Here is a 16,418-nt window from a genome sequence, read left to right as displayed (position 1 = left end):
TTTATGTCATTGACAAAATTACCAAATAAATAATGTTTACTATTAGAAATGGAGTTTATTCATGCAAGCTTTTTCATCTTATTTTTCAACTTATGGTGGTGCTTTTTTCGCAGCACTCGGTGTGGTTTTTACGATTTTCCTCAGCGGTATTGGCTCTGCACGTAATGTCGGAACAACCGGTCAGGCTGCAGCAGCCCTGTTAAAAGAGCAACCTGAGAAATTCGTCAGTGCTTTGATTTTGCAACTTTTGCCAGGTACGCAAGGTTTGTATGGTTTTGTTATCGGGATTTTGATTTTCTTTAAAATTCAACCTGAGATGGCTCTTCAAACAGGTCTAGCCCTCTTTTTTGCCGCACTTCCAATCGGAATCGTTGGTTATTATTCTGCTAAATACCAAGGAAATGTAGCAACCGCTGGCATGCAGATTTTGGCAAAGCGACCTGAAGATGTCATGAAAGGGGTTATCCTTGCTGCCATGGTAGAAACTTATGCTATCCTTGCCTTTGTTGTATCTCTTTTGATGGTTTTGAATGTAAAATGAGACAGGTTCAATGTCTTGAAACAAGATTTCATAGAAGGAGGCAGATATGGAATTTGAATCTCATTTGAGGGATTCGGTTTTGGAGCAAGCGCATGAAAATGGGCGGCAGCTATTAGCCGATGCGAAAGAATCTATTGAGCGTGAAGCCAAAGAGCAAGAAGCACGGTTGAAACAAGAAAAACTGCAACAGCGTGAGCAAGAAATAAAGGCGATCAATCGTCAGGTACAGCGTGAAGTGCAGCAGCTTGAAAATGAAAAACGTCAGTCTACTTTGGCGACTAAGGAAGGGATTTTGAAAGAATTATTTGCGGGGGCTTATGAGCAAATGACGGTTTGGTCGATCGAGCAGGAGCAGGCTTTCTTGGAGCAGGTCTTAAAAAAGTATCCGCAAGAAGAGCTTGTTTTGACAATTGGCTCACGGACATTGGTTAAATATTCGGCTGGACAATTGGAACGATTGTTAGAGCGCTATCCGCACGTAAGATTGGCTTCCTCTCCTGTGAATGGAGAAGCAGGTTTTCTCCTTTCGCGAGGCAATATTGACGATAATTACCTCTATCGCAATTTAGTAGATTCTTTGTGGCAGGAGGAGAGTTATCAGCTTGCTCAGACGATTTTCCAAGATGAAGCAGACTAAGGAGGCGTTCTATGAATGAAAAGACCTTCGCTCAAGTGAATACAGAAATTAGCATTCATGAGAATAGCTTTTTAAGCCTAGCGCAATACGAGCAGTTATTGCGAGCTTCGACTTCTGAAAGTCGGTCAACGGCTTTGGAAGGAACGGTTTATAATCTGGATTATGAGCAACTAACAGACTTAAATGCGATTGAGAGGTTTCTCATGAAACATTTGTTTGCAGAGTATGCTTGGGCTTTTGAAGTTAGTCCAGAATCTGCTTTGGTGGAGTTTTTTACGCTCAAATATACTTATCACAATCTTAAGGTATTGCTTAAGCACAAGGCGACAGGTTTGAATTTAAAGCATCTGTTGATTTCTGTTGGACCTTATCCTTTAGATATTTTGGAGCATTTGGTTGCCACCTTTTCTGCTGAACATTGTCCTAAATTGATGGCGGATGAAATGGCGGCGACTTGGGCGGAATATCAAGATTATCAAGATGTACGCGTTCTGGAAATTGGAATGGATCTGGCTTATTTCAAGCACTTAAAAAGCTTGGAGTCTACATTTGAAGACGAGCGGCTCAAGCAACTGGTGGAGTTGACGATTGATTTTTATAATGCAGTAACGGTGCAGCGAGCGATTCGGCACCAAAAACCGCACAGTTTTATGACGCAACTCTTATCTGATGAAGGCACTTTGACGAATGCGGAGTGGATTGAATTGGCAGAAAAAGGTCATCTCGCTAGCTGGTTTTCCAAAGTTAATCCACTAGAATTTGACGCAGAACTAAGCATTTATGAAGAAAAACTGCGTTCGGGTAAACTGACAAATCTTGAACTGGAGTATCTAGCAGACTTGGTTCAGTTTAAGCTCTTAGAGCAAGGGCGATTTGAAACAAGTGGTCCGCTTCTGCTGGTTCGTTATTTATTTGGAAAAGAGTTGGAAGTGAAGAATCTTCGACTTATTTTGACTGGTTTGACGAACCAGCTTCCAGTAGAGATCATCAAAGAAAGGATGAGACCGATTTATGGCCAGTAAAACTTATAAAATTGGTGTGGTGGGGAACCGCGATGCCATTCTGCCTTTTCGCCTGATTGGTTTTCAGACTTTTCCAGTCACCGAAGCGACCGATGTGGTGAATACTTTACGACGACTGAGCCGAGAAGATTTTGCTATTATTTATTTGACAGAAGACATGGCTGCTGAAATCCCTGAAACGCTGGCTTACTATGATAAGCAAGTGTTGCCAGCGATTATCTTAATCCCGACTCATAAAGGAGTAACAGGATTAGGACAGAGACGTATTCGTAAGAACGTAGAAAAAGCAGTTGGACAGGATATATTGTGAGGTTTTTATGAAAATAAATGAATTAGGCCAGCCCATTGGAGATGCCCTGCCGAATTTCAAACCGGGAGATTTGCCCAAGATGGAGCGACTAGAAGGACGGTATGTTATCGTTGAATGCCTGTCCAAGGACAAACATGGGGCGGATTTGTATGAAGTCTATGGTCCGGATTCTCCTGCTGACATGTGGACTTATCTCTTTCAAAATCCTGTTCAAAGTCAGGAAGAATGGTCGGCCTTGCTAGATCAGATGTTGACAGCTCAGGATCGTTTTTACTATGCCATTGTAGACAAGGAGAGTGGCAAGGCATTGGGCACTTTTGCTCTAATGAGAATCAATCGTGGTAGCCGTGTCAATGAGGTAGGGTCTGTGACCTATTCGCCCCAATTGAAACGAACCAGACTGGCGACAGAAGCCCAATATCTGTTGGCACGCTACGTTTTTGAGGAGCTGGAGTATCGCCGCTACGAGTGGAAATGCGATGCACTCAATCAACCTTCAAGATACGCAGCAGAAAGGCTTGGTTTTATCTACGAAGGCACTTTTCGTCAGGCAGTTGTTTATAAAGGGCGTAACCGAGACACTGACTGGCTAGCCATGATTGACAAGGACTGGCCAGCGGTCAAAATTCGTTTAGAAAAATGGCTAAGCCCAGATAATTTCGATGAAAATGGGCAACAAATAAAAGCCTTGTCTGATTTTTAAAATAAGAAGTATCAATTTTTGCTGTAGAGATAGCTAAGAAGGGTTTCAAGCTCACGGCAAGGATAGAAAATAAGCAAAAATCTCCCAAAGAATGGAGGAAGATTGTGAGTCAAGGAAAGATTATAAAAGTTTCGGGTCCTTTGGTGGTCGCCTCTGGGATGCAGGAAGCGAATATTCAGGATATTTGTCGTGTGGGCAATTTGGGCTTGATTGGGGAAATCATTGAGATGCGTCGAGATGAGGCCTCCATTCAGGTGTATGAAGAAACCTCTGGGCTTGGACCAGGAGAGCCAGTGGAAACAACGGGGAGTCCGTTGTCGGTAGAATTGGGACCGGGGCTGATTTCGCAAATGTTTGACGGAATTCAGCGGCCTTTGGCACGCTTTCAAGCGGTGACGCAGAGTGATTTTCTGGTGCGCGGAGTGCAGCTGCCTCATCTGAATCGTGAGACCAAGTGGAACTTTGTGCCTTGTCTGGAGATTGGAGCAGAGGTAACAGCCGGAGATATTCTGGGTACGGTTCAAGAAACCGAGCTGGTAGTCCACCGCATTCTAGTGCCAATTGGTGTCAGTGGTCGTGTGACCAAGATAGAAGCAGGGAGTTATACTGTCGATCAGCCTGTCTATGAGATTGAGCAGGCAGATGGCTCTATCTTTGTTGGCAGTCTTATGCAGAAATGGCCGGTTCGCCGAGGTCGCCCATTTGCTCAAAAGCTGATTCCAGAGGAGCCTTTGGTGACGGGCCAACGAGTGATTGATACCTTTTTCCCCGTGACCAAGGGCGGTGCGGCTGCTGTTCCAGGTCCTTTTGGAGCAGGCAAGACCGTTGTTCAGCACCAGGTCGCTAAATTTGCCAATGTGGATATCGTGATTTATGTGGGTTGCGGTGAGCGGGGCAATGAAATGACCGATGTACTGAATGAATTTCCAGAGTTGATTGATCCAGCAACTGGTCAGTCTATCATGCAGCGAACTGTTCTGATTGCTAACACGTCCAATATGCCAGTTGCGGCGCGTGAGGCTTCTATTTATACAGGAATTACAATTGCTGAGTACTTCCGAGACATGGGCTACTCTGTGGCCATTATGGCAGATTCGACCTCACGTTGGGCAGAAGCTCTGCGGGAAATGTCCGGGCGTTTGGAAGAAATGCCGGGCGACGAAGGCTATCCAGCCTATCTGGGCAGCCGTATTGCTGAATATTACGAACGAGCTGGTCGGGTTAAAACCTTAGGGAGTGACGAGCGTGAGGGAAGCATTACCGCAATCGGCGCTGTTTCCCCTCCGGGTGGAGATATTTCTGAGCCAGTCACGCAAAACACTCTGCGGATTGTCAAAGTTTTCTGGGGCTTGGACGCTCAGTTGGCACAACGTCGCCATTTCCCTGCGATTAACTGGCTTAGCTCTTACTCGCTTTATCTAGACGAGGTGGGTCAATATATCGATCAGCATGAGCAGTTGGCTTGGTCGGAAAAAGTGACCAAGGCGATGAACATTCTCCAAAAAGAGAGTGAGCTACAGGAAATTGTGCGGCTGGTTGGTCTGGATTCTCTGTCTGAAAGGGATCGTCTCACCATGAATACAGCAAAGATGATTCGTGAGGATTACCTGCAGCAGAATGCTTTTGATGAGGTTGATGCCTACACTTCCTTTAAAAAGCAAGTGGCTCTGCTCACTAATATCCTAATATTTGATGAGGAAGCCAATCGTGCCTTGAATTTAGGTGCTTACTTTACTGAAGTCATGAATGGTACTGTGGAGCTACGCGATCGGATTGCCCGCTCTAAATTTATCCCAGAGGATCAGTTGGAAGCAATTCGCAGTTTGGATACCGCTATTCGAGAAAAACTGCATGATATTCTTGCCTAAGGAGGAGCAATCAATGAACGTGATTAAAGAATACCGTACCGTCAGTGAAGTTGTCGGTCCCTTGATGATTGTGGAGCAAGTCGAAGGTGTGCATTTTAATGAGCTGGTGGAAATCCAGCTCCATGACGGAACCAAGCGTCAGGGACAGGTCTTGGAAGTGCAGGAAGACAAGGCGATGGTGCAGCTGTTTGAAGGCTCCAGCGGTATCAATCTAGAAAAAGCCAAGGTTCGTTTTACCGGCAGACCGCTTGAATTGCCAGTGTCAGAAGATATGGTAGGACGAATTTTCAACGGTATGGGCAAGCCTATTGACGGTGGACCAGATATTTTGCCGGAAAAATACTTGGATATTGACGGTCAAGCCATCAATCCAGTCGCGCGAGATTATCCCGATGAGTTTATCCAGACTGGAATTTCAGCCATTGATCACCTCAATACCTTAGTTCGAGGACAAAAATTGCCAGTTTTCTCTGGGGCGGGTCTACCCCATAAGGAATTGGCTGCCCAGATTGCTCGTCAAGCTACGGTGCTCAATTCAGAAGAAAATTTTGCAGTAGTCTTTGCGGCCATGGGGATTACCTTTGAAGAAGCCGAGTTTTTCATGAATGACTTGCGAGAAACGGGAGCTATTGACCGCTCTATCCTCTTTATCAATCTAGCCAATGATCCTGCTATTGAGCGGATTGCGACACCGCGGATTGCCCTGACTGCTGCTGAATATTTGGCTTATGAAAAAGACATGCATGTTCTCGTCATCATGACAGATATGACCAACTACTGCGAGGCCTTGCGCGAAGTATCCGCAGCTCGTCGAGAAGTGCCGGGACGTCGAGGTTATCCGGGCTATCTCTATACCAATCTTTCCACCCTTTATGAACGGGCGGGGCGCTTGGTGGGGAAGAAAGGCTCTGTGACGCAGATTCCTATTCTCACCATGCCTGAGGATGACATCACTCATCCCATTCCTGATTTGACGGGTTACATCACCGAAGGCCAGATTATCCTGTCGCGTGACCTTTACAACAGTGGGTATCGTCCACCGATTAACGTACTGCCGTCTCTTTCGCGCCTCAAAGACAAGGGTTCTGGCGAAGGAAAGACTCGGGGAGACCATGCAGCAACCATGAATCAGCTCTTTGCGGCTTATGCACAAGGCAAACAAGCCAAAGAATTAGCGGTTATATTAGGAGAATCAGCCTTATCTGACACCGACAAGCTCTATGTTCAATTTACCGATCGATTTGAAAAAGAATATATCAATCAAGGTTTTTATACCAATCGGACGATTGAAGAAAGTTTGGATTTAGGCTGGGAATTGTTGTCTATTTTGCCACGGACGGAGCTTAAGCGGATCAAGGACGACATGATTGATCAATATTTACCAGAAAGTAAACAGCAAGCATAAGGAGGTTATCTGAATGGCTCGTTTAAATGTCAAACCAACCCGAATGGAGCTGAACAACCTGAAAGAGCGCCTGAAAACAGCTACTCGCGGTCATAAACTTCTCAAGGATAAGCGAGATGAACTGATGCGTCGTTTCATTGAAGCTGTTCGCGAAAACAACCGCCTTCGCCAAAAAGTTGAAACAGCTCTGGTTAGTCACATGCAGGATTTTGTATTGGCGAAAACCTTGGAAAGTGACCTCATGGTAGAAGAGATTTTTGCTGTCCCTATGCGAGAAGTCAACCTCCATATCGAACAGGAGAATATCATGAGTGTGCAGGTGCCAAAAATGCATGCTCATATTGATAATCCTTATGGTGATGATGAGGGAGATGTGGTTTATAGCTATGTGGCTTCTAACAGCCAGATGGATGAGACGATTGAGGATATGGGCAACCTATTGCCCGACCTCCTACGCTTAGCAGAAATTGAAAAGAGTTGCCAGCTGATGGCAGATGAGATTGAAAAGACCCGCCGTCGGGTCAATGGCTTAGAGTATGCAACCATTCCAGATCTCACAGAGACCATTCATTATATCGAGATGAAGCTAGAAGAAGCCGAGCGCGCTAGTCTAGTGAGAGTAATGAAGGTGAAATAAAAACAAAACGGATGGTGGATTCTATGAACTCACGTCCGTTTGTTTTTTTGAGGTAGCTATATAAACAATAAAAATCTCCAACTCCACTCTCTCACATTTCCCATAAAATGCGGGAATTTTCTGATAAATCATGTTATAATAGAACAGACTACACGAAAGGGACGGAAATTCATGACTTTAGTTTATCAATCAACGCGTGATGCAAACAATACGGTGACAGCCAGTCAGGCTATTTTGCAGGGGTTAGCAACGGACGGTGGTCTCTTTACGCCGATTTCTTATCCGCAGGTAGAATTGGACTTTGCAAAACTCAAAGACGCTTCTTATCAGGAAGTTGCAAAATTGATTTTATCCGCTTTTTTAGATGACTTTACAGATCAAGAGCTGGATAACTGCATTAACAATGCCTATGACAGCAAGTTTGACACGCCAGAGATTGCTCCCCTGGTAAAACTGAATGGGCAATACAATTTGGAACTATTCCATGGTGCTACGATTGCTTTCAAGGATATGGCCTTGTCTATCCTCCCGCATCTGATGACGACATCAGCGAAAAAACATGGCTTGAAAAATAAAATCGTCATTTTGGCAGCGACTTCTGGTGATACTGGAAAAGCAGCTATGGCAGGCTTTGCGGATGTTCCGGGAACAGAAATTATCGTCTTTTATCCTAAAGATGGTGTCAGCAAAGTTCAGGAGTTGCAGATGACCACTCAGATCGGGAACAATACTCACGTGGTAGCTATTGAGGGCAATTTTGATGACGCCCAGACCAATGTTAAACGTATGTTTAATGATGCGGCTCTTCGTGAGCGTTTAGCTACACATCAGTTGCAATTTTCTTCTGCTAACTCCATGAATATCGGGCGCTTGGTGCCACAGATTGTTTACTATGTCTATGCTTATGCACAGTTGGTTAAGACTGGTCAGATTCAAGCAGGCGAAGCAGTTAATTTTGCTGTTCCAACTGGAAACTTCGGCAACATCTTGGCAGCCTACTATGCTAAACAAATTGGTCTTCCGGTGGGCAAGTTGATCTGTGCTTCTAATGAAAATAATGTCCTAACAGATTTCTTTAAGACACATGTTTATGACAAAAAGCGCAGCTTTAAGGTAACTTCTAGTCCGTCTATGGATATTTTAGTTTCTTCAAACTTAGAGCGTTTGCTTTTCCACCTGTTAGGAAATAGTGCAGAAAAGACAGCGGATTTGATGAAGTCTCTCAATCAGCATGGTCAGTATGAGTTGACTGATTTTGACCCAGCTATTTTAGAACTCTTTGCGGCAGAATATGCCACCGAAGTTGAGACAGCAGCTGAAATCAAACGAGTTTATGAGGCGTCTGATTACATTGAAGATCCGCACACAGCGGTCGCTTCAGCTATTTATCAAAAATACCGGACAGCTACAGGTGATGAGACTACGACTGTTATTGCTTCAACCGCCAGTCCTTACAAATTCCCAGTTGTGGCAGTCGAAGCTGTAATGGGGCAAAGTTGTCTTAGTGACTTTGAAGCCTTAACAAAACTCCACGAGATTTCAGGAGTTGCAGTGCCTTCTGCAGTTGCTAACCTAGAAACCGCACAAGTTCGCCATAAAACGACTGTCGCTGCTGACCAGATGCAGGCAGCAGTAGAAAGCTATTTAGGACTTTAATAATCTAATAAATTTTTGTAATAAACACTCAGCTGGTAGCCAACTGAGTGTTTTCAGATTGCAACAGGGTGTAAACAAAATATTGCCAGAAAAGTGTATAATCAAAAGCAGGAGTTTCATGATGTATGACCACTTATAAAAAGATTTTAAATATTGCCCTACCAGCCATGGTCGAAAACTTTTTGCAGATGCTAATGGGAATGGTGGACTCGTATTTGGTAGCGAGTCTCGGTCTCGTGGCTATTTCAGGAGTTTCGGTTGCTGGTAATGTTATTACGATTTACCAAGCTATTTTTATTGCGCTGGGAGCAGCAGTATCCAGTCTCATTTCCAAGAGTTTGGGAGAAGGAGATCGAGACAATCTGGCTTATCACACTAGCGAAGCCATTAAATCAACTCTGATTTTGAGCGTCTTTCTAGGACTTTTCTCGCTTGTTTTTGGACGCCAGATATTAGCTTGGCTGGGAACGGAGCCTGTCGTCGCCAATGCAGGTGGTCTTTATCTGGCTTTAATCGGGGGAACGATTCTCCTTTTGGGTCTGATGACTACGCTAGGCTCCTTGATTCGGGCAACTAGCAACCCTCGCATGCCCATGTATATCAGTTTTTTAAGCAATCTGCTCAATGTCATTTTTTCCAGTCTTGCGATTTTTATTTTCCACATGGGAATTGTTGGAGTGGCGCTGGGCACCATTTTAGCCCGTCTGGTAGGCGTTTTGATTTTATGGAAAGAATTGTCTCTGCCTTTAGCGCCTTGGAGTTGGAGGCTGGATTGGGACTTGTTGCGTTTATCTCTGCCATCTGCTGGAGAGCGGCTGATGATGCGGGCTGGGGACGTGGTGATTATTGCTATTATCGTTAAGTTCGGGACAGATGCTGTTGCGGGAAATGCAATTGGAGAGGTTCTGACCCAGTTTAACTACATGCCGGGATTTGGAGTCGCTACTGCAACAGTTATGTTAGTGGCTCATGCGGTGGGGCAGGCAGATTTTCAAACAGTTAGAAAGCTGACGAAGCAGACCTACTGGCTATCTCTTGGACTCATGCTAGCGGTGGCTCTGCTTATTTTTGCACTTGGACAGCCACTAACACATCTTTATACAAAGGATAGCGGCGCTGTAACAGCTAGCTTGTCGGTCATTCTTTTTTCACTTTTGGGTGTGCCTATGACAGCAGGAACAGTCATCTACACGGCTGTTTGGCAAGGATTGGGAAATGCGAAGTTACCTTTTTATGCCACGACGGTTGGTATGTGGCTGATTCGCATTGTGGCGGGTTACTTTCTGGGGGTAACTCTGGGATTAGGCTTGCCCGGAGTTTGGACAGCCACCCTTTTGGACAATGGCTTTCGCTGGGTCTTTTTACAAATTATCTATCAACGGAAAATGAGGAAAATAACATGAGAAAAGCTTTTATTTGGGATTTGGACGGAACCTTGCTGGATTCTTATGATGCAATTTTGGCGGGGATTGAAGAAACCTATACTCATTATGGATTAGACTTTGACCGAGAGGTCATTCGTGCTTATATTTTGCAGCATTCTGTTCAGAAATTGCTGGAGAAAGTCGCAGCAGAAAAAGGTTTAGATGCTGAAGAGATGAACCGTTTTCGAGGTCAAAGTTTGCAAGAGAAAAATGCTCACATTCAGCTCATGGATGGTGCTAAGGCTATTCTTACTTGGGCGCAGGAAGCAGATATTCAGCAGTTTGTCTATACCCACAAGGGGAAAAATGCTTACCAAATTTTGGCGGATTTAGAGATTTTGGATTATTTTACAGAAATTGTGACTACTGCTAATGGATTTGCAAGAAAGCCCGACCCAGAAGGTGTGAACTATCTTGTAGAGAAATACCAGCTGGATAAGATAAGCACTTACTATATCGGCGATCGAACGCTGGATGTGGATGTTGCTTTTAACAGCGGTATTCAATCAATCAATTTCTGTGATTACCGACCAAACATTAATCACAAAATCAACCATTTACTAGAGATTAAACAGATAATCTGTTAAAGAAAGGCAAAATATTTGCTTTTCTTTTTTTTGATACTCTATAATTGATTTATCAATAATTGACTAGTCAACAAAAAATAGAAAGGAGAATATATGGTTGCCATTCATCACCTGCTGTACCAATTGCATTTAACTGATCAAGCTATCACGCAACTCTTTGAGCAAAAATTAGAAATCAGCTTAACGCAGTACGAGATACTGACCTTTTTATTGGACAATGCTCCATGCAGTCAAGTTGCTGTGCAAGAGGTCTTAAAAATCGATCCTGCAGCCTTAACTCGGCATTTCAAACTTTTAGAAGAGCGCAGTTATGTTCAACGGAGCCGCAATCCCAAAAATCAACGAGAGGTTCTAGTGAGTGTAACGAATGTTGCAAAAGAGCAGCTTTTGCATGAGCCACCGACCTATCATGTAAATGTCAAAAAGCAAATAGAAAAAGTTCTCTCGGATGATGAGCAAAGGACGCTGAGCACTTTATTAGAAAAACTTGTATCTGGCTTAGATCAGATTACTGTAGAAAAATATTAGAAAGAAGAAATGTATGTCACTCATTACTACTATATTAGCTACAATTGTCGCACTGGAACACCTCTATATCTTTTATCTAGAAAGTATCGCTACCCAGTCAGACAGCACCAGCCGAGTCTTTAATATGACAAAGGAAGAAATATCTCGCCCGTCCGTCACTTCCTTGTTTAAAAATCAAGGGATTTACAATGCCTTTTTAGCTCTTTTCCTACTATATAGCTTGTATATTTCACATAATTTAGAAATGGTGACCGTTTTTGTTTTGTTTGTTATCTGGGTAGCAGAGTATGGTGCAGCCACAGCTAACAAGAAAATCATCTTGACTCAGGGCGGACCTGCGATTTTAGCTATTCTAAGCATTTTATTGTTTAAATAGCACCAAATATTAACCATTATAAAAATATAAATTAACCACCGTTAATAGTTTGTGCTATAATATATAATAGAAATAATTCTACAATAGAAAGAAGGATAGAAATGTCAGACAAAAAGGTTTCCTTAAGTGAAGTTAACCAAAGCATTGCAACGCCTAAAAACGCTGGTTTCTTTCGTACTTTATTAGCTTTTTCAGGGCCGGGAATGTTGGTTGCCGTTGGTTATATGGATCCGGGAAATTGGATTACAAGTGTTGTAGGTGGTGCCACCTATCGTTATTTGCTCTTATCAGCTGTCTTGGTTTCTTCTGTAATGGCTATGCAGTTACAGCAAATGGCGGGAAAATTAGGAATTGTCACAAGGATGGATTTGGCACAAGCCATTGCGGCTCATACGTCAAAGCCAGTTCGCTATCTCCTTTGGGTTATTACAGAGTTGGCTTTAATGGCAACGGACTTGGCAGAAGTCATCGGTGCAGGGATTGCGCTTCATTTACTATTTGGTTGGTCTTTGTTATTTTCGATTTTGATTACAGTCTTTGATGTTTTCTTGTTGCTTTTTTTGATGAAATTAGGCTTTCGTAAGATTGAAGCAATCGTTGGAACGCTGATTTTGACTATTTTACTGATTTTCTTATATTTGGTGATCCTTGCAAAGCCAGATCTTTATCATATTTTATCAGGATATTTGCCAAATGTAGCAGCTTATCAACATACGGCTAGTAAAAATGGAACGTCCGTTTTGATCTTAGCACTGGGCATTGTGGGGGCAACGGTCATGCCACACAATCTGTATTTGCACTCTTCTATCGCGCAAACGCGAAAAGTTAATTACAAAGCCAAACAATCCGTGCATGAAGCTGTACGGTTTATGACGTGGGACTCGAATATTCAATTGAGTTTGGCTTTTGTGGTTAATTCTTTGTTGTTGATTTTAGGGGCAGCATTATTCTTTGGACATGCGGATAAAATTGGTGCTTTTTCTGCAATGTACAATGCCTTAAAAGACCCTCAAATTGCTGGAGCTATTGCTAGCCCGATCCTCTCAACGCTCTTTGCAGTCGCTTTGTTAGCTAGTGGTCAAAACTCAACAATCACAGGAACCTTAACGGGACAAATCGTGATGGAAGGCTTCTTAAACATGAAGCTGCCGCCGTGGTTTCTTCGCTTGGTAACTCGCTTACTAGCTCTTTTACCGGTTGTGATTGTTGCTATTTTATACGGAGACAAAGAACAGGTGCTAGACAATCTTTTGGTCTATTCCCAAGTCTTTCTTTCAGTCGCCTTGCCATTTTCAATCTTTCCACTCGTATATTTCACCTCTAATAAAAAGCTCATGGGCGAATTTGTCAACAGCAAATGGAATACCTACTTAGCTTATGCCGTTTCTATTTTATTAACTATTTTGAATGTAAAACTTGTGGTTGATCTTTTTTAAAAATTTGTCTATCAGTTCAATTTTCTCTAGAATAAATGGCTTAAAAGCACTATAATGAAAGTGGAAAGATTCTCATATACGGAGGTGTCAAGATGGACGAATTGAAAAAAGTTTTGCTGGCAGGAATTGGGTTGACTTCCATGACTTATGATAAAGCTACCGAATTTGTCAAAGAATTGATTGCCAAAGGTCGCTTGACGGTGGATGAAGGCAAACATCTTCAGTCATAGCTAAAGCGCAAAGTAAATGAAAAAACGGCTGAAAGTCCAAAGGAGCAATCCGATGATGTATATGCCACCAAGCAAGATATTGAACGACTAGAAGATAAACTAGATCAGCTACTCAAAGGATTTTCAAAAACAGAAGAATAATCTTCCTGATAACGCAGTCACAACTTTATAAAGACTGCGTTTTTTGCTAAACTAAAAGTAGGATTTGAAAGAAAAAATGATGATGACAAACATGATGGAGATAACTTTATGGCAAACAAGCGCTTACGAGAGATTCTAACAGCCTTTAGTGCAGTCGGCTGGTCCAATCTGAAAGATCGAAAAAACCGTTGGACGAGAAAAAAGCTCCCAAGCAATTGCGAGAAGCTTTGGCTCTATAATATTTGTAGTGGGTAACCCCCCTATAGATCTTATAGAGCCTATTTTTGTGTAGAAAAAAGGGCTCTTTATCCTTGAGGAAGGTTTTAAAGACAGTCTGAAAAAGAGGATGAACCAGCTTAAGATTGTCCTCAATGAGTCCGAAAAATTTGTCAGGCTCCTTGTTCTGAAAGTGAAAAAGGGCTCTCTGTCAACTGTAGTGGGTAGATAAAAGCAAAGGGTATTTATGTTTTGTCATAGTGGACCTCATTTCTAACTCAAACGTCTCACACTTAGTTCCACCATGAAAATCCGTTTTAGACTAACTTCCACTTTGACGATTCAAGTGGAAGTTACTTTGAGAAGTTACCCCTCACATTTTTTCATATTTTTTAATTCTTAATTTTTGACATACTTAAATAAGTTTTTTATAATAATAGAATAGGATTTGGTATATAAAATACTAAAAAATTCAAAAAAGGAGATCTAAACGTGTATTTTAATCGTAAAAATGCAGAGCAAAAAAATTGGCGTATGATCAAAAAAGGAAAACATTTCCTTTTCGGTTGTTCGCTTGTTTTTGCAGTTGGAGCAGCGCTAGTCGCTCCATCAGTTAAAGCAGACGCAACTGTAGAAACTAAGCCAGAAACAGGTTCTACTACAGAGACTAAGCCAGAAGCAGGCCCTACTACGGAAACCACTAAGGCGACTGCAGGTGAAGAGAATGTAACTTACGCAGCACCTGCTGCAGAAGCTCAAACACCTACAGAAGCTAATGCGAAACCAGCCCCTGCGCCAGCTACACCAGCTAAAGCTGAAGAGAAAGCTGCACCAGTGGCAGCAACTACAAAAGAATCAGATTCTGTTGCAGCACCAAGCTTGACAACAGTAGCGGATGCATCAGCATTAACTGCTGAAGAAATTTCAAATGTTACAGAAGCAATTAAAGGTGTAAATCCAACAGCGACTGATGTTAAAGTCAGCAAAGACGGATCAGCTGTTGTTACATTTAAAGATGGCTCAAGCGCAACATTGTCAGCGTCTCAAACAGTTAAAGTCAAGGCAGAAGCCACTTCGGAAGCTCCTACACGTTCACGTCGTGCCCTTTCTCCAGAAAATGCAGTCAGCACACGCTCTTTTGACTCTGAACTTCAGAAAGAAGCTCAAAAGAAAGCAATCTACAGTCCGGGTGTAAAGGGTGGAACGCAAACTTATCAAGGAACAGTTTGGCTTTACCGTAATGGAATAATCAATGACGATAGTCAAGAAGATTCAAAACGCCTTGGTGGTGTAAATGTCTACCTTCAGTATGTAACTGGTGAAGGTTTTGTGTCACCAGTTTATAAGACAACAAGTGGACAAGATGGAACTTTTGTATTTGACTTGTCTAAACCGGTAACAAACAGTCTAGGAGAGACAGCTAAGTTTGAACTTGCAGGAGACCCTAAGCTTGCTATCCGTACTTGGGTAGAAAATCCAAATCCAGAAAAATACAATGTCATCAAATCAGGTGACCAACGTACAGGTTTCCACGGGCGTCTTAGCCGTTTAAATGAATCTTGGGATTTCACGGCTGGTGTCAACCGTATCGTTGGTGGTCAAGTAGTTCTTCAAGAAAAACCAAATGCAGAAGATTACCTTTTGAAACCAGAAGCAGAACGTCAAAAAGGTAACCTAAAAGATGGTCAATTCTCACGTAAGGGTAACTATGGTACGATCCAGGGAAGAGTTTGGTATGAGCTTCGTGACCCTAGCGGTTCTGATGCACGTATGTACAAAAAAGATAGCTACGATATCAATGCGACTAACGTAAAAGTAGCAGCTTCATACCTTAACGATGAAGTGACACGTCTTTTAGATCAATGGAAAAAAGACAATAAAAACTATAAGCTAGATGATTTTAAAGCTGCTCAAGCTAAAATCATCAAAGAATATGAAGCAAAGCATGGTAAGGGTTCACATATTGCTGAAACTGTTGTAGTACCAGTTGATAAAGATGGGAACTATCGTATTCCATTCCGTGGATTATATGGTGTAAGTGCTACTCAGGCTAATAGCGGTGCTAAAATTTCACATAAAGTTTCTGATAAAGAATTCGGAACGCTCGTAAAAGATGAAGATTTAGACAATGAAACTCTTATGAAGTGGAACGGTACTATCGGGCAAAAACACCGTCACATCAATACAGACTATGTTTATGCCACTGTTCTTGTCAATAACTATGCTATTTGGAGCAACAACTACCAATCAAATATGTTTGAAGGTACGTCAGATGCTGCTCTTCCTGTAGGACCTTCATCACTTGCGTCAGCAAATATTTCAAATACCAACTTTGTCCTAGTCGCGCCACAACCAATGCATGACATCTTGGTATACGACAACACTGATAACTTTGCAAAACCAGGAAATACTGCTGAAAGTACTACTGGTGGACTAGTTCCATCACGCGAATACCAAATTCGTTGGTTCAAAGATGGTAAAGCAATCGGTGAAGCGACAACTGTAATGTCAACAGCAGAAGGAACTGCTAAGTCAGTACCGCTCACTGTTGAAAACGACCTTACAAAACCAGCTATCTATACATCTGCTGTATTCCTTCAAGGTGAGAAGACAGATGACCTTAATTCAGCTTTAGCGCTTGATTCATTTACAGCTGTTCCTGATGATGAAACAGACAAATACACACCAGAATATGCAGATA

14 protein-coding genes and 3 pseudogenes are annotated in these 16,418 nt (G+C 42.6%); 16 read left to right on the top strand and 1 reads right to left on the bottom strand.

The genetic code is table 11. The features are described from left to right. Window positions 1-61: 61 nt before the first annotated feature. From HMPREF2933_RS02965 to HMPREF2933_RS02895, 15 genes and pseudogenes are all read left to right on the top strand, one after another. Window positions 62-541: a V-type ATP synthase subunit K gene (locus tag HMPREF2933_RS02965; RefSeq protein ID WP_024052863.1), complete on the top strand. Its 480-nt coding sequence runs from the start codon at window positions 62-64 to the stop codon at window positions 539-541. A gap of 46 nt (window positions 542-587) precedes the next feature. After that, a complete protein-coding gene (locus HMPREF2933_RS02960; protein ID WP_024052862.1) occupies window positions 588-1,178 on the top strand; it encodes a V-type sodium ATP synthase subunit E family protein in 591 nt (196 codons plus the stop codon). A gap of 11 nt (window positions 1,179-1,189) precedes the next feature. After that, window positions 1,190-2,200 (top strand): V-type ATPase subunit, encoded by a 1,011-nt coding sequence (locus HMPREF2933_RS02955; protein ID WP_024052861.1) that lies wholly within the window; start codon window positions 1,190-1,192, stop codon window positions 2,198-2,200. Then, on the top strand, window positions 2,190-2,510 hold the full coding sequence (locus tag HMPREF2933_RS02950) for a V-type ATP synthase subunit F (protein WP_003028571.1): 321 nt from the start codon (window positions 2,190-2,192) through the stop codon (window positions 2,508-2,510). Before HMPREF2933_RS02955 ends, HMPREF2933_RS02950 begins: the two co-directional genes overlap by 11 nt. 7 nt (window positions 2,511-2,517) lie before the next feature. After that, complete coding sequence (locus HMPREF2933_RS02945) at window positions 2,518-3,213, top strand: GNAT family N-acetyltransferase (RefSeq protein ID WP_024052860.1); 696 nt, start codon at window positions 2,518-2,520, stop codon at window positions 3,211-3,213. 104 nt (window positions 3,214-3,317) lie between these two features. Then, window positions 3,318-5,081 (top strand): V-type ATP synthase subunit A, encoded by a 1,764-nt coding sequence (locus HMPREF2933_RS02940; protein WP_024052859.1) that lies wholly within the window; start codon window positions 3,318-3,320, stop codon window positions 5,079-5,081. 13 nt (window positions 5,082-5,094) lie between these two features. Then, window positions 5,095-6,486, top strand: coding sequence for a V-type ATP synthase subunit B (locus HMPREF2933_RS02935; protein ID WP_022526413.1), 1,392 nt, complete (start codon window positions 5,095-5,097; stop codon window positions 6,484-6,486). Window positions 6,487-6,499: 13 nt separating this feature from the next. After that, window positions 6,500-7,123: a V-type ATP synthase subunit D gene (locus tag HMPREF2933_RS02930; protein ID WP_024052858.1), complete on the top strand. Its 624-nt coding sequence runs from the start codon at window positions 6,500-6,502 to the stop codon at window positions 7,121-7,123. 171 nt (window positions 7,124-7,294) lie between these two features. After that, entirely contained in the window at window positions 7,295-8,779 is a 1,485-nt protein-coding gene (gene thrC, locus HMPREF2933_RS02925) for a threonine synthase (protein WP_070241480.1), read from the top strand. 125 nt (window positions 8,780-8,904) lie between these two features. Then, the gene (locus HMPREF2933_RS02920; protein WP_024052856.1) at window positions 8,905-10,182 is read left to right on the top strand and encodes an MATE family efflux transporter; all 1,278 of its coding nucleotides are present in this window, start codon (window positions 8,905-8,907) and stop codon (window positions 10,180-10,182) included. Beyond that, complete coding sequence (locus HMPREF2933_RS02915; protein WP_024052855.1) at window positions 10,179-10,790, top strand: HAD-IA family hydrolase; 612 nt, start codon at window positions 10,179-10,181, stop codon at window positions 10,788-10,790. Before HMPREF2933_RS02920 ends, HMPREF2933_RS02915 begins: the two co-directional genes overlap by 4 nt. A 93-nt stretch (window positions 10,791-10,883) precedes the next feature. Continuing rightward, window positions 10,884-11,318, top strand: a complete 435-nt coding sequence (locus HMPREF2933_RS02910; RefSeq protein WP_024052854.1) for a MarR family winged helix-turn-helix transcriptional regulator — start codon at window positions 10,884-10,886, stop codon at window positions 11,316-11,318. A 13-nt stretch (window positions 11,319-11,331) separates the two neighbouring features. Beyond that, window positions 11,332-11,694, top strand: coding sequence for a DUF1304 domain-containing protein (locus tag HMPREF2933_RS02905; protein ID WP_070654315.1), 363 nt, complete (start codon window positions 11,332-11,334; stop codon window positions 11,692-11,694). Between the two features lie 101 nt (window positions 11,695-11,795). Further along, on the top strand, window positions 11,796-13,130 hold the full coding sequence (locus HMPREF2933_RS02900) for an Nramp family divalent metal transporter (protein ID WP_024052852.1): 1,335 nt from the start codon (window positions 11,796-11,798) through the stop codon (window positions 13,128-13,130). A 92-nt stretch (window positions 13,131-13,222) separates the two neighbouring features. Then, a pseudogene (locus HMPREF2933_RS02895) lies at window positions 13,223-13,501 on the top strand (phasin family protein). Window positions 13,502-13,802: 301 nt separating this feature from the next. On the opposite strand, the pseudogene HMPREF2933_RS10585 reads toward HMPREF2933_RS02895, so the two are convergent. After that, a pseudogene (locus HMPREF2933_RS10585) lies at window positions 13,803-13,928 on the bottom strand (ISL3 family transposase); the annotation flags it as partial. A gap of 281 nt (window positions 13,929-14,209) precedes the next feature. On the opposite strand from HMPREF2933_RS10585, the pseudogene HMPREF2933_RS02890 reads away from it, so the two are divergent. Further along, window positions 14,210-16,418, top strand: a pseudogene (locus HMPREF2933_RS02890) (hypothetical protein); the annotation flags it as partial.

It is taken from the genome of Streptococcus sp. HMSC066F10, assembly GCF_001813805.1.
GTDB classification, from domain to species: domain Bacteria; phylum Bacillota; class Bacilli; order Lactobacillales; family Streptococcaceae; genus Streptococcus; species Streptococcus vaginalis.
This window is presented reverse-complemented; position numbering and strand designations above follow the sequence as displayed.